The sequence below is a fragment of the Nannocystis exedens genome (assembly GCF_002343915.1).
Taxonomy (GTDB): Bacteria; Myxococcota_A; Polyangia; order Nannocystales; family Nannocystaceae; genus Nannocystis; species Nannocystis exedens.
Genome location: NZ_NETK01000001.1, coordinates 1,890,491 through 1,914,462, shown reverse-complemented (window position 1 = coordinate 1,914,462; position 23,972 = coordinate 1,890,491). Strand labels below are relative to the sequence as shown.

The 23,972-nt window shown below is 72.9% G+C and carries 17 protein-coding genes; 7 read left to right on the top strand and 10 right to left on the bottom strand.

The window, feature by feature from the left end; translation table 11 throughout:
- Nucleotides 1-53: 53 nt before the first annotated feature.
- Nucleotides 54-2,501 (bottom strand): hypothetical protein, encoded by a 2,448-nt coding sequence (locus tag NAEX_RS07515; protein WP_143825532.1) that lies wholly within the window; start codon nt 2,499-2,501, stop codon nt 54-56.
- A 257-nt stretch (nt 2,502-2,758) separates the two neighbouring features.
- Between NAEX_RS07515 and NAEX_RS07510 the strand changes: the two genes are divergently transcribed.
- Together NAEX_RS07510 and NAEX_RS07505 are read left to right on the top strand one after the other, a co-directional pair.
- Complete coding sequence (locus NAEX_RS07510; protein ID WP_143825531.1) at nt 2,759-3,499, top strand: hypothetical protein; 741 nt, start codon at nt 2,759-2,761, stop codon at nt 3,497-3,499.
- Between the two features lie 107 nt (nt 3,500-3,606).
- Nucleotides 3,607-3,951 (top strand): plasmid stabilization protein, encoded by a 345-nt coding sequence (locus NAEX_RS07505; protein ID WP_096326830.1) that lies wholly within the window; start codon nt 3,607-3,609, stop codon nt 3,949-3,951.
- Nucleotides 3,952-3,963: 12 nt separating this feature from the next.
- Here NAEX_RS07505 and NAEX_RS07500 read toward each other — a convergent pair whose 3' ends face one another.
- The 3 genes from NAEX_RS07500 to NAEX_RS07490 are packed head-to-tail and all read right to left on the bottom strand — an operon-like array spanning nt 3,964 to nt 7,571.
- Nucleotides 3,964-6,894, bottom strand: coding sequence for a PHP domain-containing protein (locus tag NAEX_RS07500; protein WP_096326829.1), 2,931 nt, complete (start codon nt 6,892-6,894; stop codon nt 3,964-3,966).
- Nucleotides 6,895-6,903: 9 nt separating this feature from the next.
- A complete protein-coding gene (locus NAEX_RS07495; RefSeq protein ID WP_096326828.1) occupies nt 6,904-7,371 on the bottom strand; it encodes a DUF2243 domain-containing protein in 468 nt (155 codons plus the stop codon).
- Nucleotides 7,362-7,571, bottom strand: a complete 210-nt coding sequence (locus tag NAEX_RS07490) for a hypothetical protein (protein ID WP_096326827.1) — start codon at nt 7,569-7,571, stop codon at nt 7,362-7,364. The genes NAEX_RS07495 and NAEX_RS07490 overlap by 10 nt, the downstream gene beginning before the upstream one ends.
- 97 nt (nt 7,572-7,668) lie before the next feature.
- Here NAEX_RS07490 and NAEX_RS07485 point away from each other — a divergent pair, with 97 nt between their 5' ends.
- Together NAEX_RS07485 and NAEX_RS07480 are read left to right on the top strand one after the other, a co-directional pair.
- Nucleotides 7,669-8,349, top strand: coding sequence for a UdgX family uracil-DNA binding protein (locus tag NAEX_RS07485; protein ID WP_096326826.1), 681 nt, complete (start codon nt 7,669-7,671; stop codon nt 8,347-8,349).
- A 282-nt stretch (nt 8,350-8,631) separates the two neighbouring features.
- On the top strand, nt 8,632-9,624 hold the full coding sequence (locus NAEX_RS07480) for a WD40/YVTN/BNR-like repeat-containing protein (RefSeq protein WP_096326825.1): 993 nt from the start codon (nt 8,632-8,634) through the stop codon (nt 9,622-9,624).
- A gap of 176 nt (nt 9,625-9,800) precedes the next feature.
- Here NAEX_RS07480 and NAEX_RS07475 read toward each other — a convergent pair whose 3' ends face one another.
- The 5 genes from NAEX_RS07475 to NAEX_RS07455 form a co-directional block, all read right to left on the bottom strand.
- Entirely contained in the window at nt 9,801-11,012 is a 1,212-nt protein-coding gene (locus NAEX_RS07475; protein WP_096326824.1) for a lanthionine synthetase C family protein, read from the bottom strand.
- Nucleotides 11,013-11,077: 65 nt separating this feature from the next.
- Nucleotides 11,078-12,232 (bottom strand): STAS domain-containing protein, encoded by a 1,155-nt coding sequence (locus tag NAEX_RS07470; protein ID WP_100793195.1) that lies wholly within the window; start codon nt 12,230-12,232, stop codon nt 11,078-11,080.
- Nucleotides 12,233-12,638: 406 nt separating this feature from the next.
- The gene (locus NAEX_RS07465) at nt 12,639-13,712 is read right to left on the bottom strand and encodes a terpene synthase family protein (protein ID WP_096326822.1); all 1,074 of its coding nucleotides are present in this window, start codon (nt 13,710-13,712) and stop codon (nt 12,639-12,641) included.
- A gap of 225 nt (nt 13,713-13,937) precedes the next feature.
- The gene (locus NAEX_RS07460) at nt 13,938-14,561 is read right to left on the bottom strand and encodes a hypothetical protein (protein WP_245913642.1); all 624 of its coding nucleotides are present in this window, start codon (nt 14,559-14,561) and stop codon (nt 13,938-13,940) included.
- 35 nt (nt 14,562-14,596) lie between these two features.
- Complete coding sequence (locus NAEX_RS07455) at nt 14,597-15,964, bottom strand: cytochrome P450 (RefSeq protein WP_143140861.1); 1,368 nt, start codon at nt 15,962-15,964, stop codon at nt 14,597-14,599.
- Between the two features lie 649 nt (nt 15,965-16,613).
- Here NAEX_RS07455 and NAEX_RS07450 point away from each other — a divergent pair.
- Complete coding sequence (locus NAEX_RS07450; protein WP_143140860.1) at nt 16,614-17,423, top strand: hypothetical protein; 810 nt, start codon at nt 16,614-16,616, stop codon at nt 17,421-17,423.
- A gap of 82 nt (nt 17,424-17,505) precedes the next feature.
- Here the strand turns inward: NAEX_RS07450 and NAEX_RS07440 are convergent, their stop codons facing one another.
- The gene (locus NAEX_RS07440; RefSeq protein WP_100793193.1) at nt 17,506-19,476 is read right to left on the bottom strand and encodes an ATP-binding domain-containing protein; all 1,971 of its coding nucleotides are present in this window, start codon (nt 19,474-19,476) and stop codon (nt 17,506-17,508) included.
- Between the two features lie 408 nt (nt 19,477-19,884).
- On the opposite strand from NAEX_RS07440, the gene NAEX_RS07435 reads away from it, so the two are divergent.
- Together NAEX_RS07435 and NAEX_RS07430 are read left to right on the top strand one after the other, a co-directional pair.
- Nucleotides 19,885-21,285 carry a 3' terminal RNA ribose 2'-O-methyltransferase Hen1 gene (locus tag NAEX_RS07435; protein WP_096326818.1) on the top strand — a complete coding sequence of 467 codons (1,401 nt, stop codon included), beginning with the start codon at nt 19,885-19,887 and terminating at the stop codon, nt 21,283-21,285.
- Nucleotides 21,282-23,828 (top strand): polynucleotide kinase-phosphatase, encoded by a 2,547-nt coding sequence (locus NAEX_RS07430; protein ID WP_096326817.1) that lies wholly within the window; start codon nt 21,282-21,284, stop codon nt 23,826-23,828. Before NAEX_RS07435 ends, NAEX_RS07430 begins: the two co-directional genes overlap by 4 nt.
- The last annotated feature ends 144 nt before the right edge of the window (nt 23,829-23,972 follow it).

The following is a 23,972-nucleotide window of genomic DNA, read 5'->3' as shown; positions in this document are numbered from 1 at the left end:
GGCGACGCGCGCGAGCCGCACGCGAAGCCGCGAGACCGGGAGCGTCGGGCCAATCAGCGGAGGTGGGCGATCCCGACCGACGAGAGCCGGGCCTCCGGCGGGCCTGCCTCGGCGATCGTGCCGCCGAACCACAGGCCGTCGTGGGCCAGCGCCGACGATTCGACGTAGATCGCGGTCGCCCCGCCGCGCAGGCTCGAGAAGGTGGCGCCGTCGTAGACGAAGATGTTGCGCTGCTCCGAGTTCGGCCAGGCGAAGCCGGAGGCGACCACGTATTGCCCGCGGGCCAGCAGCGAATAGAAGGCGTAGCCGGCCTCGACCGGGCCGGGCTCGGGGGTGGCGACGTCGGCCCAGGCCGCGCCGTCCCAGCGGGCGAGGATCGGGCGATTGGGGGTACCGTCGTCGGCGGTGCTGGCATAGATCGCGCCGTCCTCGGCGTAGGCGACGGCGAGGACGCTGCCGACGATGCCGTCGGCGAGCGGCTCCCACGCGTCGCCGTTCCAGTGGGCGACGCCGCCGGCCGGGACGCCCTCGAACTCGCTGAAGTAGCCGCCGACGACGGCCTGCACCGGCTCGCCCGCGGCGGTCGGACGGAAGGCGAGCGAGGCGACGCGGCCATTGCTCGTACCGAAGACCACGAGCGCGCCGCCGTCCTCGCGGGCGACGAAGCCCTCGCCGCCGCCCCCGGCGGCCCACAGCGTGCCCGCCGGATCGAAGCCGACGGTGGCGACGCCGCCCTGGGGGAACGGCTCGCCGACGACCTGCCACGAATCGTCGTGAAGCCGCAAGACGCCGCCCTCGGGCGGCAGGTCGCCCTCGGGCGGCAGGTCGCAGCCGAGCGCCGGGACGCCGGCCGCGTCGACCGCGAGCTGCCAACAATAGGCCTCGGCGGGGATCGGCGGACCGAGCGGGGTCCAGGCGTCGCCGTCGCCGCGCAAGACGCGATTGTCGACCGCGACGCCGCCGGCGTGCGTCACCCCGCCCATGACGTGGACCGCACATTCGGGCCCGCCGACGGCGAGCGAGCGCGTGGCCCCGGAGAAGCCGCGGCCCGGCTCGCCCTGGGCGACCCATTGATCGTCGGCGTCGAGGGCGATGACGCTCTGGGAGGCGACGCCGCCCGCGCCCGCGAACGAGCCGCCGAGGAGGAGCCGGTCGCCGTCGACGAACAGGCGCTGGTGCTGGGCGTCCCAGATCGCGTCGGGGCCCTCGTCGCCGCACTTCAGCGGGGTGAACCACGCCGTGCCGACGCCGACGCCCGGGTCGGCGAGCGCCTCCCAGGCGCCGCCGGCCCAGCGCGCCAGGCCGGGCGCCGGGATCGCGGCCGGGTCGTCGGGCACGCCGCCGGCGGAGGTGAAGCAGCCGGCGACGTACAGCTCACCTGACCGAACAGCCAGGTCGGAGACGACCCCGCGGAAGCTCGGATTGGCCAGACCGCCGGCGACCGACTGCCATGATTGGCCGGACCAACGGGCGATGCCGCCGGTCTCGACGCTGCCCTCGACCGAGAACAGTCCGCCGGCGTAGAGGTCGCCCTGGCCGTCGCGCGCCAGCGCGAACACCGTCGAATTCGGCAGGTCGTACGCGGTCCAGTCGGCGCCGTCCCACGCGGCCACGGACTGCGCCGAGACGCCGCCGACGCCGGTGAAGGCGCCGCCGACGAGCAGGGCGTCGCCTTCGACGGTGAGCTCGAAGGCGCCGGCGCCGACCAGCGCGCCGCCGGGCGGGGCGTGCCAGCCCATGTCGCCATAGACCGCGAGGTGCGGCATGGCCGGCTCGCCGTCGAGCGAGAACACGCCCGCGACCCACAGCTCGCCGTCGTAGAAGGCCATGCTCCGCACCGCCCCGTGGAAGGTGCCGATGACCTCGAACTCGCCGCCGTCGGCCAGCAGCAGCTCGCCCTCGCGCTGCAGCAGGTCGAACGGCAAGGCGGAGTAGGTGGCGAGGGCGACGCGACCGCCGTCGTCGGCGGCCACGGCCGAGAGGGTGGGCCGCTCGAGCTCGACGCCGAGGCTCGGGTCTTCGATCCACCCGCTGCCGTCGTCGCGCGCGAACGGATGCACGACGTCCTTGCCGATGTAATGGAAGTACCCGACGGCGAGCACGTCGCCGTCGGCGTGGCGGGCGAAGTCGTAGACGGTCGGGGTGAGGCCGTCGTAGCCGGCGAAGCCGGAGATCGTGAGGCCGTCGTCCCAGGCGCCGTCCTCGACCAGCGTTGCCGGGAGCGGGATCTCGTGGCACGCGAGCGCGGGCCCCTCGGTGGTCGAGGTGCCGTCGGTGGTCGAGCTGCTGTCGCCCTCGCTGTCGCCAGTGGTCGGATCGACGTCCGTGGTCGGCGAGCCCGTGGTCGGTATCGTCGTGGTCGGCTCGCTCGTCGGCGCGGCCGTGGTCGGCCCTTCGGTGCTCGCGCCGTCGGTGGCCGAGGTGCCGCCGTCGTCGCCGCAGGCGAGCAGCGCGAGGCCGGACCAGGAAATCATCATGCCAAGGAGAGGTCGCAGGTGCATGGGCTTGCCATAGCACCTCGGCCGGACCGGCCCACGTGATTTCCGTGTGCGGTCAATTCGCGCGCGCTGCGCTCGGGCGATCACGCCCGCGGATGAGTGCGATGATTCGCCGGATCGTGAGCCGGTGAATCACGGGGCGATTGTCAGGTATGTGCGCACTGGTGGCGTTCCTGGGGCCGCGAGACCGCGTGAGGAAAGCCTTGGACAAGTCGAGCTCGCTGGCGCATCCTCGCAGAATGTCACTTGATGTTACGAGCTTGACGATGAGGACAATCCGCGGTTTTTGCGCGGTCTCGATCTGCCTGTTACCCGCCTGCCCCGACAAGGAGAGCGAGTCGGCGTCGGGTTCGGAGGCGACCACCACCGGGACGCCGACGACGGGCGAGACGATGACGCCGACCGAGGGGACGACGACCGAGACGACGACGACGACGAGCGAGGGGACGACGACCGAGGCGCTCACGACGACGACGGAGCCGACCACCGGCGCGACGACCGGGGAGCCGCTGTGCGACGTCGACATGGCCGGCTTCGAGGCGTCGTGCGAGCAGGTGTGCGAGGTGTACGGCTCGTGCGAGGCGGACGTCGACCCGGTCGCGTGCGCCGAGACCTGCAAGACGGAGACGCTGTTCAAGGACACGCCGGCGTGCCTGTGCAGCGCGACCGCGTGGAACGCCTGCCGCGGCGCGCTCGACTGCGCGGGGATCGACGCGGTCGGGCCGGTGGCGAGCTCGCCCTGCTTCGCCGAGACCGCCAGCTACCTCATCCATTGCGCGGACTGCCAGGTCGAGCCGGAGTTCTTCGGCGCGGACATGTGCGGGACGATCGTCGAATGCCCGGACGTCCTCGGAGTCTCGTTCCTCTGCCAGAACGGCACGTGCGTGTGCAACGACGGCGAGGCGGACTACGCCTCCTGCCCCGATCCGGGCGTGTGCGCAGGGATGGACGCGGAGGCGTTGAACGCGGCCGCCAGCGAGTGCTGCGGGATCCCGTTCTGACCCGCCGCCGTCACGGCCGCGATCGGTCGCGTGAAATCCACGGGGCCGTGGTGTTGCCGCGGCCCGCGTGTGTGCCACCTTCTCGAGCGAATCGCAGGAGGTTCCCGATGGCACGCGGAAGCAAGGAAAAGTACACCGACAAGCAGAAGCGCCAGGCCGACCACATCGAAGAGGGCTACAAGAAGCGCGGCGTGGGCGAGGACGAGGCCGAGCGCCGCGCCTGGGCCACCGTCAACAAGGAGACGGGCGGCGGCAAGAAGTCCGGCAGCGGCCGCGGCGAGAAGGTGAGTCGCTCGTCGTCGCGCAAGGGCGGGCGGATCGGCGGCAGCAGCCAGTCGGCCAAGAAGCGCAGCGAGGCCGCCAAGAAGGGCTGGGAGACGCGCCGCCGCAAGGCCGCGAGCGGGCGCAAGAAGACCAGCGCGAAGAAGAAGTCCAGCGCGAAGCGCCGGTGAGGCGGATCCGCGTCAACCTCGCAGGAGCCCCGCGAAGGGCCGAGCCCGGCGGTAGAACGGCTGGACCTGCGACACGTCGATGTGCGGATGCCCGCGGTCGATCTCGACCCGGCCGGTGAGCATGACCGGGCCGGGGTTGCGGATCGGGTCGCCGAGCGCGGCGTAGACGGCGGACGAGATCACGGCCTCCACCAGGCCCCATTCGTCCTCGAGGGTGACGAACTGCATGACGCGCCCGCGCGCGCCGCGGTGCCGGCGTGAGGCGGCGATGAGCCCGACGACGCGGACCTCCCGGCCCGTGCAGGCCGTCAGTGCCGGGGTGGGGACGCAGCCGGCGCGCTCCGCCTCGCCGCGGAGGATCCGCAGCGGGTGGTCGCTCAGGTGCATGTGCAAGCAGGCGAGCTCGTTGCGCACCCGCACCAGCCGGCGATACAGGTCGGCGGCGGGACCGACGGGCGCGCGGACGACGAGGCCGCGCAGGCGCTCCGGCGAGCGATCGGGCTCGAGGCGGGCCAGCAGGGCCTCGTGGGCGAGCGGGTAGGCGTCGGGGTCGAGCGGGGCGAGGCCGTCGCAGGCGCCGGCCAGCACCAGCGCCGGCAGCTCGCGGGCGCCGAGCGGGACGGCCCGCAAGAGCGCGGCGAAGTCGGCGAACGGGCGCGCGCGCAGGAGCTGCCGCGCGCTGGCGGTGGTGAGGTGCTTGACGTGGCTGAGCCCGACGCGCACGGCGCCGGCCTCGAGCGTGGTGGCGACGGTCGAGTGATGGACGTGCGGCGCGAGCAGGCGGACGCCGTGGCGCGCGAGGTCGGCGGCGATCGTGCGCAGCGGATAATGCCCGCCGTAATGGTCGAGCACGCCGCAGGCGAAGGCGGCCGGGTGATGCGATTTCATGGCGGCGGTCCGCCAGGCCAAATGGGCATAGCCGGCGGCGTGGGCCTTGTTGAACGAATAGGCGGCGAAGCGTGCGGCGAGCTCCCACACCGCGGCGGCGTCGCGCTCCGCCGCGCCTGTCGCGGCGGCGGCGGCGAGGAATTCCCGCCGCACGGCACTGAGGGCCGCGGGATCGGCCGAATCGTCGATCAACGCCGTGCGCACGGCGTCGGCCCGCGCGAGCGACCATCCGGTCATGGCAGCCAGGGCGGCGATGACATCCTCGTCGTAGACCAGCATGCCGTGGGTGTCGCGGAGTACGGCGGCGAGGCGCGGGTGCGGCGGGACCGGCGGCTCCTCGCCACGCGCGCGGCGAATGTAGGCAGCCCGCGCGCCGCCCGAGGCGGGGCCGGGGCGCACGACGGCGAGCGCGGCCATGACGTCATCGAGGTCGCGCAGCGGCAGCTTGCGCAGGGTGGCGCGCACCGGCGGGGTCTCGATCTGGAAGCAGCCGATCGTGTCGGCGGCGCGGAGGCGCTGCCAGGTGAGGACGTCGCGGCCGGGCGCGAGGTCGGGCTCGCCGGCCAGCCGGCGCGCGTCGGCGAGGGCGCTCAGGGCCCGGTTGCCGAGCAGATCGATCTTGACGAGGCCGAGCCTGGCGAGGCTCCGCATGTCGTACTGGGTGACGACCATGCCGCTCGGGACCCGCTCGAGCGGGACGTAGGTGGCGAGGTCGGGCTCGGCGACGACGACGCCGCCGGGATGGACCGAGAGGTGGTGCGGCTTGCCGATCAGCCGCCCGAGCAGCGCGCGCCACGGCGGCGCGCGCAGGGCGGCCGGCAATTCGTCGTCGTCGTCGGGCAGGCGCAGGTCGAGCGCGCGGGCCAGCTCGCGGGCGGCCGAGCGGGCGGCGAGGCGCTGCACGGTGGAGACGCGGGCGGCCCGTTCGGGGCCGAAGCGCCGCAGGACCCATTCGATGACGGCGTCGCGCCGATCGGAGGGCAGGTCGAGGTCGATGTCGGGCAGCTCGCGCCGGCCGGGGTGGAGGAACCGCTCGAAGTAGAGGCCATGCACGAGCGGGTCGATGGGGGTGATGCCGAGGACGTGCGCCAGCAACGAGCTGGCCGCCGAGCCGCGGGCGGCGACCTCGATGTCCTCGCTGCGCGCGTGATCGGTGATCTCGCAGACCAGGGGGAAATAGGCGGAGAAGCCGAGCTCGGCGACGACCGCGAGCTCGTGGGAAAGTCGCAGGTCGTAGGTCGCGTCGCGCCAGCGCCCCGCAGCGCGCCCGGCCGCGAGCCGCTCGCGGGCCAGCGCCGCCAGGTAGTCCGCCGGCGCGGCCCCGGAGGCCGGGTGCCAGCGCGGCAGCTCGGCCCGCACGGCGCCGAGGTCGAACGTACAGGCGTCGGCGAGCCGCGAGGACTCGCCGAGCAGGCGCTCGCCGAAGCGCTCGCGCAGGCTCCGCGGATCCGGCAGCCACTGCGCGGCGGCGGCGGGGACGTCGACCAGGCGCTGCTGCGTGCGCACGGCGACGAGCAATCGCTGCAGCTCGCGATCATTCGGGTCGAGCAAGACGACGTCGGGATCGGCGACGGCGCGGACGGGGGACGGTGATTCGTCCCCGCCGCGGGCGAGGCGGCGGATGTCGCGAGGATCGACGCCGGCGCGCAGCAGGCTCGACAGCACTGTCGGATCGTCGCTGAGGTAGAAGAGGCCGGTCGGGTCGATCGCGAGACAATCGCGGACATTGTCGCCGGCCCGGCCGGCGCGCCGGTGGGTCAGCAGCCGGCACAGGCTGGCGTAGCCGCCGGCGTCGCGGGCGAGGAGCACGAGGCGACCTGCTGCGCGGCCGAGCTCGCCGGGCACGAATTCGTCGCGCAGCTCGACGCCGCCGATCGCACGCAGGCCGTACGCGCGCGCGGCGTGGTGAAACTCGACCTGGCCGGCCAGAGTCTCGACGTCGGTGAGGGCCAGCGCCGAATAGCCGTACTCGGCGGCGCGGCGGACGAGCTCGGTCGGGGTGGCGGTGCCGTGGCCGAGCGAGTACTCGCTCTTGACGTGGAGCGCGGCGAACATCGCGCGCGCTCAGCGACGCGGCGGACAGACGAGGGCGATGCCGAGAGCGATGCCGAGGAGGCCGGAGCCGAGGAACCCGAGGTCCCAGGCGAGCTCGTGGGCGCCGGGGTGGACGTGGTGGATGCCGAGGATCTGGTGATCGACGAGGCCCTCGACGAAGTTGAAGAGGCCCCAGCCGAGCGAGATCCCGCCGATCAGCGTACGCCCGCGCCACGGCACGTCCTCGCGGCCGCCGGCGCGCCACAGCAGGGCGACGCCGATCACCGTCATCAGCCAGGTCAACACGTGGAACAGGCCGTCCCACATCATGTTGACCTTCATCGCCACCAGGTTGTCCGGCGGCAGACGGGAGCTCAGCATGTTGTGCCACTGCAACAACTGGTGGAAGAGGATGCCGTCGACGAAACCGCCGAGGCCGACGCCGAGAGCGATCCCGGCGGCGATCAGCGGGCCGTCGTGCTGCTTGTTCACGACCATCGCGTGACCTCCCGGCTCGGCTCGCTGCGGCCGAGGCGATACACCAGAGCGATCACCACCGAGGCGACCACGAACGGAGCGGCGACGCCGATCGCGTAGAGCCAGCGGTCGGGGTCGGCCGCGATCGCGGAGCGGGCGGCGCGGGCGGGGGCGCAATCGGGGCAAGCCAGCCATTGCGCAAAGGCGGCGAACGCGAGCATGCGCGGTATGTAGCACCGGATCTCCGGCGAGCACGCCCGCGCAAAAATCATCGCTCGCGGACGCGCGCGTCGTCGCCACCCGCGCCACACTGCGAACATGCACGACGACGACGTGACGGGCAGCGCCCGGGACTTCCTCCCGGAGCGGCTGTCACTCCCGACCCTGCGGGAGGCCGCGGCTGGCTGCCACGGCTGCCCGCTCTACCGCAACGCGACGCAGACGGTGTTCGGCGCCGGACCTGGCGGCGCGCGCCTGATCCTCGTCGGCGAACAGCCCGGCAACGACGAGGACATCGCCGGCGCGCCGTTCGTCGGCCCGGCAGGCCGCGTGCTCGACCAGGCGCTCGAGCAGGCCGGCATCGCCCGCGACGACGCGTACGTGACGAACGTGGTCAAGCACTTCAAGTGGGAGCGGCGCGGCAGCCGGCGCCTGCACAAGAAGCCGAGCGCCCGCGAGATCGGGGCGTGCCTGCCGTGGCTCGAGAAGGAGATCGAGCTCATCCGTCCGGAGGTGCTGGTGTGCCTCGGCGCGACCGCGGCGCAGGCGCTGCTCGGCCGGACGTTCCGGGTGACGACGATGCGCGGGCAGCTGATCGCCAACCACCGCGTGCCGCACGTGCTGGCGACGGTGCACCCGTCGTCGATCCTGCGCCAGCCGACGGCGGAGGACCGCCGGGCGGAGATGGCGAAGTTCACCGCCGACCTCGCGGTGGTGGCCGGCGTGCTGAACGGGCGGCGGGAAGCCGGGGCGGGCCGGCGCTCGTCGGCGGCGCGCTGACGCCGGGCGAGCCGGCGCTCGTCGCGAGCTGCGTCGGCGGCGGAGCCACTTCGCCGGCGACGGGTCACGCGTCTGCTTCAAGGCCGCACGAAGGGGCATGCGGCCGACTTCGACAGCCCTCGCGATCGCGGGCTTCGGGTCGTCGCCGGGCGAGCGCCGGCGCGCCGGCGGATTTTCGTCGCCCGGCAATTGCGAGCGAGCCGGCGGTTACTCCACCATCGCGCCGGCGACCGCGACCCGCGGGCGCCGCGCTCCCTGGCTTTTCCTCGACGAGACCGAATCATGCTCCGCTCCGCTCGAACCTCATGCCTCGCCGGTTCCCTCGCGCTGGCGGCCGCGGCCGGCGCGGCGCTGCCCGGCGCGGTCGCCTGCAACCGGTGCGACTCCTATTACAAGCCGATCGTGTGGGAGCCGGAGGAGAGCCCGGTGGAGGCCGACCTGTTCGCGGTCGCGACGGCGCAGGGCGTCGTGGTGGCGGTGGGCGAGGGCGGGGCGATCGCGCGGCAGGCGGGCGGGGGGGCCTGGACGGCGCAGGCGAGCGAGACCGACGCTTCGCTGCGCGGGGTCGACTTCACGAGGGGCGAGACGGTGGTGGCGGTCGGTGACGGTGGCGTGATCGTGCGCTCGACCGACGCGGGCCAGACGTGGACGGTGATCGACGCCGGCGTCACGGACGACCTGGCGGGGGTCGCCTGCAGCGAGGTGGGCACGTGCGTGGCCGTCGGCGACGGCGTGCTGCTGCTCAGCACCGACGCCGGCGCGAGCTGGGCGCCGCCGACCGATGCTCCGCCCGAGCTCGGCGCGCTGCGGGCCGTCGCGCACGAACCGCACGTGATCGACACGTTCATCGCCGTCGGCCTGGCCGGCGCGGTCGTCCTCAGCGAAGACGGGCAGACCTGGCGGGCGGTGCCCGGGGCCAGCGCCGACTTCCACGCGATCGCCCTGTACGCCAGCGACTGGGTGCTCGGCGGCGCCGACGGGGCCATGTTCTTCCTGATCAACGGCGTGTACATCGACGAGACGCAATTCGACCCGGCGACGATCACGGGCATCACCCGCGGAGGCGAATGGCTGGTGCGCGAGGACGGGGTCCTGATCGGCGGGTACCCGCTCTGGAGCGACGGTGCCGGCGAACGCACCGAGGAGGCGCTGCCGCCGCTGCGCGCCGTCGTCGCGGTCGGCGACGAGGCGCTCGCGGTCGGCGACGGCGGCCTCATCGGTCGCGCGCGGGTCGCCGAAGAGTTCGAGTGCGACAGGCTCGATCGCGGTCGATGATCCTGTCAAAAAGACATGTTTGAAGAGAGCCTGTCTCGATAGACATTGGGTGTGGGCGGGCATCTCTGAGGAGACAGCCGAACGCCCATCATTGTCGATATCCCGGACGCTTGAATCACGGACATGCTCCTGGGGGCATGTCCGAAGGGACACCTCCGGCCGCGGCGGTCCGGCGGTCAATCGAAGCTGTCGAGCGCCGGCAGGTCGGCCTTCTCGGTGAGGCAGTGCCACACGTACACCGCGACGCCCGGGTCGCCGGTCCACAGGGTGTAGCGGCCGCGGCCGTGCTCCCGGCGCATGCGCTCGCTCTGGCGGATGGCGTGCATCGCGAACGCGCGGGCGCGGGCCAGCCACTCGGGGTCGCCTGTCCGTCGATACAGCTTGAGGAACGCGTAGCCGTTGCCGGCGGTGCCGTGACAGAGGCTGGGGCCCTTGGTGAGCGGGCCGGCTTGCCAGGTCGCGCGGCCGGCCGCGAGCAGGAGCGCGTCCATGTCGGCGGACTGGCCGGGCGGGAAGTCGTTCAGGGCGGTGACGATGCCCGGGGCGCCGTGGCACCACTGCATGAGGATCTTCCCGCGACGGGCTTCGGGCGGGGCGAACTCCGGGTGCCAGTTCGCGGCGTCGCCCTCGTGCCTCGCGGCGACGCGCAGCGCCTCGACGCAGCGGGCGTACAGCTGCTCGCGCCGCTCGGCCGACAGCAACGCGCGGCCGCGCAGCAGCGGATACACGTTGCCGGCGAAGCCGTGCCCCGCGCCCGTGTATTGCATGACGTTGCCGTACAGGTCCTGCGTCCAGACGTGACAGCCGGCGCGCTCGCTCGGCGACCAGGTCCGCCACAGCTGCTCGACGTTGGCGAGGAACAGCTCGCGCCAGCGCGCCTCACCTGTCCATTGGAGCATGTGCAGGGCGCCGAGCATCGTGCCGGGGGCCGCCCACAGGGCCTCGTTGGTGGGATTGGGGATGTTGGCCTCGATGGCCGCGTACAGCCGCTCGGCGACGTCCGGCGCGCGCGTCAGCTTCCACTGCACGAGCAGGATGCCGACCTCGCCGAGGTAGTACGACGGCACGACGGCGCCGGCGTCGGGCACGTCGAGGTAGGCGGCGTGGACGCGGGCGATGTGGTCCTCGGGCGCGAACGGCAGGCTCGCCGCGCCCTCGCGCGCCAGGTACCCCATGGCCCACAGCGTCCCGGCGGCGCCGAGATAGATCGACTTGTAGCCGCCGGCGATCGGCGGCCCGTCCTCGTCGAGCGGGTGCTCCGGCCACAGCGCGGTGGGGCTGAAGCTGGCGGCGAGGTCGGCGACGATCGTGCGCACCGCGGCCCGCGCTCGCTCGGGGTCCCACGCCTCGTCGGTCAGCGGCTCGTGTCGCTCGGGGTCGAACAGCATGGCCCGAGGGTAGCACCGGCCGGCGCCGCGCTCCGAGACATGTCCCTCCGGACATGTGAAGGCGGTCACCCGGCGCGCAGGGCGTCCTCGAGGGTCTGGAAGGTCGGTACGCCGCCGAGGTCGAGGCGGGCGGCGAGGATCGCGTGGACGAGCCGGGGGTGGATCCCGCTGAGGACCGGCGCCACGCCCTGGAGGCGGAGGACGCGGAGGATCCGGAGCAGGCCGTCGGCGGCCGCGTCGTCGATGTCGGCGGCGCCGGTGAGGTCGAGCACGATGCGAGACACGCGCTCGCTCGCGGTGCGCTCGAGCAGCGCGGCGAGGGCGACCTGGATCCGGTCGCGGTCGAGCTTGCCGATCAGCGGCAGCGCGAGCACGCCGTCGCCGACGCGGATCACCGGCGCCGCCAAATTGCGCAGCTCCTCGGCCTGGGCGGCCAGCAGCTCGCGGCTGCGCTCGAGCTCCTCGACGTGCGAGCGGCGCTCGGCGATGTCGCGCTGAGTGACGAGGACGCCGGGCTTGCCGGTGACCGGGTCGAGGACGGCCCGGGCTTCGGTGTCGTACCACTGCTCGCCGGCCGTGGTGCGGACCAGGGCGTCGGCGCGATAGACCGCGTTCTCGCCGACGCGGGCGCGGAGCTCGGCGACCTGCGCCGGGTCGGCGAAGCCGGCGAGCAGCTGGTCCTGCGTCTCGCCCGGGGCGACGGGGTCGCCGAGGGCGCGGATCGCCGCCGGGTTGCGCAGCAGCGCCTCGCCGGTGCCGGCGTAGTAGGACACGAGCTCGCCGATGTGGCGCAGCGCCTCGTAGCCGCGGCGCTCGGTCGCGTGGACCTCCTCGGCGCTCAGCGGGCGGGCCTCGACGAGCATCGCCAGCCGCCCGGGCTCGCCGCGCTGGTCGGCGACGAGGAACCCCGAGGCGCGGCACTCGGCGACCACCGGCGCGGGGGCGCCGTCCGGATAAAAGGTCCAGCGCTCGGTCGCGACCTCGCCGCGCTCGAAGCGGCGGCGCAGGCTCTCCATGCGCGTCAGCGTCGCCGCCGACGGCGGGTGCACGGCGTTGCGCCCGATCCACTCGCGCAGCGACGGCGAGTGCCACAACGTCAGCCCGGCCCGGTTGCACCACCACCGCGCGGCCTGGGGGAGGTCGACGATCCACATCGGCGTGCGCAGCCGGTCGAGGACGGCGAGGTCGTCGGGAGTGCAGGGCGATGCGTCGAGGTCCATGCGCGCGGCGGAACCGTGGCATATCCTCGCGGGCTTGCCGAGGTCGTAGGATGCACGGGTCAGCGCATGATGCGCTGCGGACATTCGGCCAGGTCGTGGACAGGCCCGCGTGGCGAGGGACGACGACGCTTTCGCGGTCGAGCTCGGTGAGGCTTCGATGTCCACCACGTGCGATTGTCCGCCGCGCGGGATCGGCGCTCACCGAGGACGGCCTGCGCCCGGACGTTCGGGCTCGTGCGAACGTGCGGGAGGCCGCGCCGCGGCGGGAGCGGCTCGGCGGGCGGGGAGGTTCCTTCAATGTCTCTTCGGACATGTCCGCTTCAACATGTTCGCTCGGGGTCTCGCACCGGCCCGACTGGTGTCTCCTCCGGTTGAGAGAGACGGTGGCCCTCCTCCAAGGACGCGCTCAGCTCGCGGGGCGCAGGGCGACGGCGCCGACCCGGGCGCCGTAGCGGCGGCTGTGGGCGTACCAGTCGATGTGGCCGTTGACGCTGTGGACGATCGTCTCGACGTACCCGGCGATCGCGGGCTCGTCGGGGTAGGCGGCCAGCAGGGCGCGGGCGACGTGGGCGAGGTCGAGGGCGAGGGCGTTGACCTCGCGCAGGAGGGCGTGGAAGCGGGCGCGCAGGCCGGCGTCGCGGCGCTCGGCCAGCAGCAGGACGTTGTCGAGCTCGGCGCAGGCCAGCTCCTTGGCCAGGGAGAAGATGTCGTTGACGAGGATGACGTGGCGGCAGGCGCCGGTCCGCAGGAGGGCGACGGGGTGGCGCTCGCGCTGGGCGGCGGTGAGGTCGACGCGCTTGAGCAGGAGGAACGACTCGAGCGATTGCAAGTAGGAGATCGTCTGCTCGCGGTTGCACAAATAGGTGGAGATGGTGCTACGATAGTCGGCGTCGCAATGGGCGGAGTGCTCCCAGGTCATGGCCTCGAAGTAATCGCGCATGCCGGCGACGAACCACCGCAGGTCGCCGCCCTCCTGCAGGGCCTCGGCGCGGATGTCGACGAGGGCGGCGCGGAAGGCGAAAAAGCGCGGGAAATCGGCCGCCTTGCGGTCGAGCGCGGGCTCGGCGGGCTGGCCGGCGAGGGCCCGCTGGAAGGCGGCGAGGACGGGGGCGAGCTGCGCGTGCGAGAGGTAGTCGGCGCCGACGCGGATGTCGCCGAGGTTGTCGAGGGCGTCGTCGAGGGTGAAGATGAAGGCCTGCAGGCGGATGAACCACCGCGCGCGGCTCGGGCGGACGTCGGGCAGCGTGTGGGCGGCGAGGGCCGCGAGCTGCGACAGCCGGAACTTGGCGGCGTAGCGCCCGCTGGCGTCGATGAGGCCGATCCGCTCGGCCCAGCGGACACACTCGTCCTCGCAGACGTCGATCTCCGCCGGCGTGCCGACCGGCCCGGGGCACCCGTGCCCGGGCACCTCCATGCGCACGAGCGTGCCGGTCAAGCGATTGCCGCGAACAGTCCCGAGGTCGAAGTCGATGCCAGTCATGATGTCGGGTCAGCGACCGCGAGGCCGGTAACGGATCAGCGGGGCCCACCCGCCGGAGCTCGCACGAAATTCCGTGAGTACGGTGAAACCGGCAGCGGCGCCGCACGGTCGGCGTCGGCGATCGCGGGCCCGGTGGCGTCTTCGCTGCAGACGCGCCGCGGCACCGAGGGGCATGCGCGAGGGTCGGGCATGACCGGGTCGAGCCGGCGTGACACATCCATCAATTTACTGGCGCTTCGGGCGGCCGGCCTCGCACACCGTCGCCGGGTCGGCGCGGGTGAAGTCGGCGGTCCAGTTGGTCTCCCAGGCGCGGCCGTCGTACGAGAAGGCTTGCTCCCAGCGGGCGTGGTCGGCGTCGAGCTTCGTCCAGCGGTAACGGACGGCGACCGGGCGGCCGCCGTCCTCGTCGGGGCCGTAGAACTCGCCGCGGTCGCCCTCGAAGCCGCCCACGACGGGGGTGCCGAGGAGGCCGGTCTCGCTGCTGACCCAGTAGATCGACCACTGCTTCCTTGACAGGTCGAAGGCCCGCAGGGTCAAACCGGCCCAGCCCTTGGTCGGGAAGTAGAGCTCGTCGACGGTGGCCATGCCGCCGAGGTAGGGGGTCATGCACAGGGTGGCCGGGAACTCCTCCCATTCGGCGCTGCCGACCCCGCGGGCCTTGAGGCGCCGCTGCACGGTGGTCCAGCCGCCGGCGAAGTAGTCGAAGTCGTGCACGTCGCCGGTGCGCGCGGTGGTGTAGTCGGGCGGGAGCGCCGGGGCGTTCGCGGGCGCGTCGGTGCCGGATTGCGCGGGGCGGGAGCAGGCCGCGGCGGACACGACGAGGAGGAGCAGCGAGCCAGGAATGCGCATGTCCGCACGAACGTGTCACGGGCGCTCGCGCGGGGTCAAGCGCGAGGGAGCGATTTGCGCCGGCGGTAGCGCAGGGTGAGGTCGCCGAGCGGTCGGGACAGGCCGCCGGTGAGCAGCGTGAACCATCGGCGCGGCCGGGCGACGACCTCCCATTCGTAGTCGCGCAGCAGGGGCACCAGGATGGCGGCCAGCATCGCGTAGGCGAGGGGCCGGCCCGAGCACAGGTTGCGGCCGGTGCCGAAGGCGCCGAATTGCAGCGGGGTCGAGCCGACCGGGGGGCTCTGGTAATTGTCGGTGGTCATCGCCTCGAATCGCGCGGGCCGGTACGCGTGCGACTCGTGGTAGCGCGCGGGATCGAGGTTGACGAGGCCCATGCTGGCACCGACGACGCTGCCCCTGAGCAGGCGATAGCCGCCGAGGTCGATGTCGCACATCGCCATGCGCCACAGGCCGCCGTTGCTGCGCAGGCGCATGCTCTCGTTGATCGCCCGGTGTAGATGCACGAGGGTGCGCATGGCGGCGAGGTCCATCGGCGCGTCGGCGGGGAGGGCCGCGATCTCGGCCCGCACGCGGGCGAGGGCCTCGGGGTGCTCGACCAGGTCGCTCAGCGTCGAGGCGACCGACATCGCGGTGTTGGTGTGGGCGCCGAAGATGGTGCCGAGCACGCGCAGGGCGAGGAAACGGAGGTCGTCCTGCTCGCCGCCGCTCGTGGCCATGTGATCGATGGCGAATTGCAAGAAATCGTCGTGGTCGCCGCGGTCGGCCCGGCGCGCCCGCACTTCATGCTCGATGAGGGCCATCATGCGGTCGAAGGCGGCACGGCGGCGGCGGGCGGAGGCGGTCTCGATCGGCAGCATCATGCCGAGGATGCTAAAGTCGCTCTCGAGCACGTGCATCGCCTCCGCCAATTCGTCGGCGTGCCGCTCGGCGCCGCCGTGGCCGAGGACGTAGTGGGCGACGACGTGGAGCACGACGTCGTTGGCCATCCGCAGGCCGTCGATCGTGCCGTGATCGCCGGGCAACCGGCGCGCGAGCACCTGCGGGACGAACGCGACGGTCGGTCCGACGTGCCTGCCGATGTACTTGACCGACAGACCCTCGCGCATGGGCTTGTCGATCTCGGTGAACAGCTCGGGCCCGAGGATCCGGCCGACCAGGTGCTTGTAGGCGGCGACGAGGCTGAGCTGATCGGTGGGCGTGCGGATGACCTGCTCGAACAGCTCGGGCGCGCCGACCGGGTCGACGAAGGTCAGGGTGGTGCCGAAGATCCGCGCGGAGAAGACCGGGCCGTGGCGGCGATGGCCGCGGCGCTGAAACTCGATCGGGTCGCGCATGATCCCGAGCGTGTTGCCGACGAGCGGCAGGCCGAAGGTGCGTGGCGGAGGAGCGTCGGGCTGCGGCACGCGAGGACGGTAGCAGCTCGGCGGCGGGCCGAGCCTGCGGCCGGCGAAACCCACCCGGGGCGTACGAGGCTGCGTCGTAGCGTCGGAGGGGTCCCGGCGATGCCGTGCGCTTTCTTAAAAAGCGCTGACGCGCGGCCCGGGGCTCCGTGCTCGATCGCGGCCGCGTCGCTCGCGTCACGCGACGCGCATGCCCGACGCGCCCGCTTCGGGAGAGACGCTCGGGTGCGGCGCAGATCGGGTGGCTCGGGCTCGGCTGCGGACGTGATGCCCGGGACAGGGTCGAAAGGCCGCTGTTCGTGCAGCGGCAGGTCGCGTGAATCTTCGCGCCAACGCCCAAGATGTGTCCGGGGACAGGCCACCAGAGGTCGACGAGATGCCTCTTGGGGCAGGTCTTACGGCGGAGAGTTGGTCGGGCCGGATCACCTCCGAATGACAGCAGGTCTCACGCGAGTCGAGCCTTTCCTGGGCACCGAACGTCGAGCGCGCCACCGCGCCCTGCCAGGATCCAGTGACCCGGGATCAAGGCGCCCGACACCTGCTGTGAGCCGGCTCGCTCGGGCGTATTGCTGCGGCGCCGATCCCGGCCATGATCAAGTCAACCTCGACGGAGGTCATGCTCGTGTTTCGGGTCCCGGGAGAGGAGAGGCCAATGAGATACTCGTCGAAGATCCTCGGTTCACGCCGCTCGGCTCTCGCAGGAGGGCTCGCCATCTGGGTCGTGTCGGCGGCCGTCGGACCCTCGCTCGCGGATGCCGCGCGGAATGGCCCGCCGAAGCCCGATTTCATGTCTATCGACGACAGTGCCGGCGGCCACGCGGAGCGGTTCGACGCCCTCACGGTCGAGTACCTGGCCCCCTTCGTCGATGATGAAATGCTCCGGGCGGACGTCTTCGTCACGAAGGGCGAGGTTCGCAGCGCGCCGACCACCACGCTTTCCCAGGAGCGTGAGGCGGTGGCCACGTTCCAGTCTGTGCAGGGATGCCTGGAGACTTTTGTGCTGGTGATCGCGAGGACCCTGAAGGAAAAAACGGTGCCGGGTCCCTGGATTCGCACCCGCCGCCTCGACGGGCTCGTCACCCAGGTAGACGTCTGCAACGACGTTGTAACGATGTCCGGCGACTTCTCCTCGGACGATCCCGAGCTGCGCATCAAGGACCTTCGATCGGCCGAGTTGGAAGAGACGGTCACATTCTTCGATACCCAAGGGATTCGCCAGGTCACGTTCGAAATTGATCTGACCTGGACAGCGACCGGCCCGATCTCGCAAGATACGAAGTCGTGCTCAAAAGAGATGACGCCAGATGGAGAGCTCGTCATCGAGTGCTCCCGGAGCCGCCAGCGTCCCGCCGTGGCGACCGGCACCATCCTTTTTGTGGGGACCGATTTCGATTTCGCAGTCGGCGGCTCCGACGAAGCCTTCTTGATGGCTACCGACTCCGTAACCATCGAGCTTCCCTGAAGTTTCCCGGGTCTCCAGGGCGGCTCGCCCCGCGCATGAGCGTCCGCGGAGTGCTGAAAACGGATGTCTCGGGGGACAGGTCTCACGAGGCCCGTCGCTCGGGCGGCTGGAGGGACGCGGCGGGGATGTCCTCGCGGACATGGCCCTGGAGCCAGGCCGGGAGCAGCGGCGACGGCGGGCCGGCGCTGGCCAGCCACAGGCGGTGGAGGGGGCGGGTGGCGGCGACGTAGAGGGCGCGGCGGGCGTCGGGGCGGTCGGGGTAGGTGGCGGCGTCGAGGTCGGGGAGGATGACGACGTCGAACTCGAGGCCCTTGACGTCGGCGACGGTGGTGACCTCGACGCCGGGGGCGAAGCGGAACTCGCCGTCCTCGACGACCAGGCGGGCCGGGAGGGCGCGGGCGAGGGTGGCGTGGAGGGAGACCGCGGTCTCGACGTGGCGGCAGACGACGGCGACGTGGACGTGCGGGTCGTCGCGCGTGAGGGCCAGGAGCGCGTCGATCAGGGCGGCGGCGAGGTGGCAGGGGCTGTCGTGGCGAGTGACGAGCACGTGGTCGCGGTGGGCGATGTCTCGCGGCCGCCGGGTCGGGTCGAGGACGGCGCGGGCGACGTCTTCGATGGCGGGCGGGCAGCGATAGCTGACGGTCAGCGCGGCGGTGGTGGCCTCGCTGCGGCCGAGCTCGGCGAGCACGGCGGGCCAGCCGGCGAACGCGGTCGAGGCGTCGACCTGCTGCCGCTCGTCGCCGGCGACCGTGACGGTGCCGTCGGGCGCGACCGCGCGGGCCAGCAGCTCGAGCTCGATCGGCGCCAGCTCCTGCGCCTCGTCGAGGAGGATGTGTTGATAATGCGAGAGGGCGCCGTGCGCAGTGCGGTCGCTGCCGGTGATGCGGTGGTGGAGGGCGAACAGGACCGCGAAGTCCTCGACGTCGATGGTGTCGGCGTCGGCGAGCGGGGTGCCGGCGTCGATCGGGCGGCCGTCGAGGGTCTGCAGGCGATCGGCGGCGACGTGGGCCATGGCCCGCTCGGTGGTGGCGCTGAACTGGATCTTGGTGTGGGCGAGGACGTCGCGCAGGACCGCGGGGCCGAGCTCGTCGGGGGCGGCGGCTGCCGCCTCGGCCAGCAATTCGCGGTCGCCGTACAGGTGCAGCAGGAGGTCGCGCAAACTGGTGGCGTGCTCGCGGTAGCCGGCCTCGACCTCGCGCATGGCGGCGGTGCCGGCGACGATCCGCGGGAGGATGTCGCGCAATGCGGGGTGGCGCTTGAATGTGCGGACCCCGGGGCCCGCGTGCTCGCTGAGGCGGCGCGGCAGGTGGGGGAACAGGCGCCGGGCCTGGGCGGTGACCCACCGCTCGAAGGTGTCGACCTGGACGCGCGGGACCTCCAGCTCGGCGAGCATGCGGACGGCCAGGCGCTGCAGGCCGGGGGTCGGCACGAGCATGAGGGCGCGGAACGGCCGGCGGGCCTCGTGGGCGGCGCGGGCGAGGAAGGCGAGGCGGTGCAGGGCGACGGTGGTCTTGCCGAAGCCGGCCTCGCCGAGCACGAGCAGGGAGCGCTCGACGGCGAGCTCGACGGCGGCCCGCTGGTTGGGGTCGAGCTCGACGCGCGCGGGCGACAGCGGGCGGGTGCGGTGCGCGGGCGGGCGCGGGGCGACGCGCGGGCCGGGCCGGTCGTCGGCGTGCCAGCCGGCGCCGGCGTCGCGGCGGAGGCGGCGGTCGGCGAGGTCGATGCCGACGAGCTCGCCGGCGCGGAGGTGGACGAGGTGGCGGCGCACGACGACGCCGCGCAGCAGGCGATCGTCGCGCTCGAGCTCGTAGTCGTCGCCGACGTCGCAGGTGAAGAAGACCTCGGCGAGCGGGGCGGTGCGCCAGTCGACCACGGCGAGCTCGTCGCCGACCCACGCCCGATCGGCGACCAGGACGTCGCGCTCGCCCGCCGCGGTGCGCACGCGCAGGCGGCCGAAGTAGCGGGCCTCCGGCAGCGCGGCGGCGAGACAGCGGAGCACGCGTTGCTCCTCGGCGACGAGATCGGACTCCGGCGGCGCGAGCGGTCGAGTCATGGGCGAAACATGACACCGCGGCCGGTCCGTGCGAGCGGGGGCGAGGGCAGGACAGGTGCGGATCCTCCACGCGTCGCGGCGGTCGAGGCGATGGATGGGGCTGGTCCCCGGGGCGAGTCGTGTTATGATTCGGATGATGGGTGACGGGGCCGGCGTATTGGCCGGTTTCGCGGGGTGCTGGCGGGGCGGAGCGTGCCGAGAGCCCGAGATCGCAGCGCGGTCGGTGAGGGTCGGCGGCGAAGATTGCACGGAGATCGCGTCGGCCGTCGCCGCTGACTCCAGACGCTCGCAGCGACGCCGGCGGTCGATGCGAGCGCGGCACGGTCGAGGGCTGCGGTTGGCCGGCGGGTGCTGCAGCGCGCGGTCGCCCATCCCGGGGAGCGTCGGCGTCTCTGGTATCCTGGCAGGGTGCTGCTGACGATCCGCAACACCCAGGCGCCGGCGGACGAGCTCGGGTGGCTGCTGCACAAGCATCCGGCGCGGGTGCAGAGCTTCGAGGTCAGCTTCGGGCGGGCGCACGTGTTCTACCCCGAGGTCAGCGAGGCGGCCTGCACGGCGGCGTTGCTGCTCGACGTCGATCCGGTGCGGCTGGTGCGAGGCGGGTCGGAGCAGGCCGAGGGGCTGCTCGGGCAGTACGTCAACGACCGGCCGTACGCGGCCTCGTCGTTCATGAGCGTGGCGATCGCCCAGGTGCTGCGCAGCGCGCTGACCGGGCAGTCGAAGGCGCGGCCGGAGCTGGTCGACAAGCCGCTGGCGCTTCAGGCCGCGCTGCCGGTGCTGCCGTGCCGCGGCGGCGAGGGGCTGTTGCGGGCGCTGTTCGAGCCGCTCGGCTACGCGGTGCGGGCCGAGCCGCTGGTGAGCGCGGGCGAGGACGCGGCGTGGGGGCGGACGCCGTACTTCGCGGTCGAGCTGCGCCGCACGGCGCCGCTGCGCGAGCTGCTGGCGCACCTGTACGTGCTGATCCCGGTGCTCGACGACGACAAGCACTACTACATCGGCGACGACGAGGTCGACAAGCTGCTGCGCTTCGGCGAGGGCTGGCTCGCGGGCCACCCCGAGCGCGAGGCGATTGCTCGCCGCTACCTCAAGCACCGCGCCAGCCTGACCCGCCGGGCGCTGGCGCGGCTGGCCGAGGGCGAGGCCGACGCGGCCGCCGAGGAGGCGGCGCTGGCCAGCCGCGACCGCGGGGAGGAGGCGCTCGAGCGGCCGCTGTCGCTCGACGAGGAGCGGCTGCGGGCGGTCACCGAGGTGCTGGTCGACAGCGGCGCGGGGCAGGTGCTCGACCTCGGGTGCGGCAGCGGCAAGCTGCTGGCCCGGCTGCTCGAGCTGCGGCAGTTCACGCGGCTGGTCGGGGTCGACGTGGCGCACACGGTGCTGGAGCGGGCGGCGCAGCGGCTGCACCTCGAGGACATGTCCGAAAAGACACGTGATCGGGTGACGCTGCTGCACGGCTCGCTGGTGTACCGCGACGCGCGGCTCGACGGGTTCGACGCGGCGGCGGCGGTCGAGGTGATCGAGCACGTCGAGCCGTCGCGGCTTCCGAGCTTCGAGCGGGCGCTGTTCGCCGGGGCGCGGCCGCGGATGGTGGTGATCACGACGCCGAACGCCGAGTACAACGCGAAGTTCGCCGGGCTGGCGGCGGGGGCGTTCCGCCACGCCGACCACCGCTTCGAGTGGACGCGGGCGGAGTTCGCGGCGTGGGCCCGCGAGGTCGGCGAGCGCCACGGCTACGCGGTCGAGCTGCGGCCGATCGGGCCCGTCGACGCGGAGCTGGGCGCGCCGACGCAGATGGGAGTGTTCCGCCGATGACGCAGCTCGTGATCCCCGAGCTCGCCGTGGTGGCGATGGTCGGCGCCAGCGGCTCGGGCAAGACCACGTTCGCGCGCCGGCACTTCAAGCCGACCGAGGTGCTGTCGTCCGACTTCTGCCGCGGGCTGGTGTCGGACGACGAGAACAATCAACAGGCGACCGGCGACGCGTTCGACCTGCTGTTCACGATCGCCCGCAAGCGGCTCGACCGCCGCCTGCTGACGGTGATCGACGCGACGAACGTGCAGACCGAGGCGCGCAAGGCGGTGCTGGCGCTGGCGCGCGAGAAGCACGCGATGCCGGTGGCGATCGTGCTCGACGTGCCGACGAAGGTCTGCCTCGAGCGGTCGCAGCAGCGCAGCGACCGCTCGCTCGGGGCGGCGGTGGTCCGCCAGCAGTGCAGCCTCTTGCGCCAGTCGCTGCGCGAGCTGAAGCGCGAGGGCTTCCGCTACGTGTACGTGCTGCGCGGCGAGGAGATCGAGGCGGCGACGATCGAGCGGGCGCGGCTGTGGAGCGACCGCCGCGAGGACCGCGGGCCGTTCGACATCATCGGCGACGTCCACGGCTGCTTCGACGAGCTGCTGGCGCTGCTCGGCCGGCTGGGCTACGCGGTCGCGCGCGAGGGCGAGGCGTTCCGGGTCTCGCACCCGCAGGGCCGGCGGGCGATCTTCCTCGGCGACCTGGTCGACCGCGGGCCGAAGATCGTCGAGGTGCTGCAGCTGGTGATGGACATGGTGGCGGCGGGGGCGGCATTGTGCGTGCCCGGCAATCACGAGATGAAGCTGCTGCGATACCTGCGCGGCTCCGACGTGAAGCCGACCCACGGGTTCGCGGAGACGGCGGCGCAGCTGGCCGCGGCGCCGCCGGCGTTCGGGCGCCGCGTCGAGCGCTTCATCGACTCGCTCGTCAGTCACTACACGCTCGACGGCGAGCGGCTGGTGGTGGCGCACGCGGGGCTCAAGGAGTCGCTGCAGGGGCGGGCGTCGGGGGCGGTCCGGCAATTCGCGCTGTTCGGCGAGACGACCGGCGAGACCGACGAATTCGGGCTGCCGGTCCGCCACGACTGGGCCCGCGAGTACCGCGGGCGGGCGATCGTGGTCTACGGCCATACGCCGGTGCCGACCGCCGAGTGGCTCAATCGCACGATCTGCGTCGACACCGGCTGCGTCTACGGCGGAGCGCTGACGGCCCTGCGGTACCCCGAATTGGAATTGGCGTCGGAGCCGGCGCGGCGGGTGTACTGCGAGTCGATAAAGCCGCTGAAGCCGCCGCCGGAGCGCTCGGCCCAGCAGGAGCACGACGAATTGCTCGACCTCGCCGACCTGCTCGGCAAGCGCAACCTGTCGACGCGGCTGCGGCCGAGCCTGACGATCTCGGCGGAGCACGGCGCGGCGGCGCTCGAGGTGATGAGCCGGTTCGCGGTCGACCCGCGCTGGCTGATCTACCTGCCGCCGACGATGTCGCCGAGCGAGACGTCGCAGCGCGAAGGATTGCTCGAGCACCCGGCCGAGGCGCTGGCGTACTACCGCGAGGCGGGGGTCGGGGCGGTGGTGTGCGAGCAGAAGCACATGGGCTCGCGCGCGGTGGTGATCGTCGGCCGCTCGCCGGGGGCGCTGGAGCGGCGCTTCGGGGCCAAATCCGCGGCGCGCGGGGTGATCTACAGCCGCACGGGGCGGCCGTTCTTCACCGACGCGGCGGTCGAGGCGGGGCTGCTCGAGCGCGTGGCGGACAGCGCGACGGCGATCGATCTGTGGGGCGAGCTCGACACCGACTGGCTGTGCCTCGACTGCGAGATCTTGCCGTGGTCGGCCAAGGCGCAGGCGCTGCTGCGCGAGCAGTACGCGCCGACCGGGGCGGCGGGCGAGGCGGGGCTCCAGGCCAGCGTGGCGGCGCTGCGAGCGGCGGCGGAGCGCGGGGTCGAGGTGGCGTCGCTGCTGGCGGCGCACGAGCGGCGGCTCGAAGATGTCCGCAAGTACAGGCAGGCCTATCGCCGCTACTGCTGGCCGGTGGAGGGCCCAGGAGACTACAAGATCGCGCCGTTCCACCTGCTCGCCAGCGAGGGCGGGGTCCACGTCGACCGCGACCACGTGTGGCACCTGGAGACGCTGGCCCGGCTGTGCGCGCCGGCCCCGGAGACGCTGCTGGCGACGCCGTACCGCGTGGTCGACACGGAGGACGAGGAGAGCTGCGCGGGGGTGATCGCGTGGTGGGAGGCGCTGACGGCGGCGGGCGGCGAGGGGATGGTGGTCAAGCCGTTCGAATTCGTGGCCAAGGGGCCCAAGGGGCTGATGCAGCCGGCGATCAAGTGCCGCGGGCCGGAGTACCTGCGCATCATCTACGGGCCGGAATACACGGCGCCGGAGCACCTGGGGCGGCTGCGCGAGCGCGGGCTCGGGAGCAAGCGCTCGCTGGCGATCCGCGAGTTCGCGCTCGGGATCGAGGCGCTCGAGCGGTTCGTCCGCCGCGAGCCGCTGCGCCGGGTGCACGAGTGCGTGTTCGCGGTGCTGGCGCTCGAGAGCGAGCCGGTCGACCCGCGATTGTGAGGGGTGCGCGGCGGTGCGTTGATTCGTCGCCGCGTGCGCCTGCCACGGCGCGGTGTCGTCGAGCGCCGCGGTGCAGTGATTCATCGGCGCATGCCCGGTGTCGTCGAGCGTCGCGGTGCGGTGATTCATCGGCGCATGCGCCTG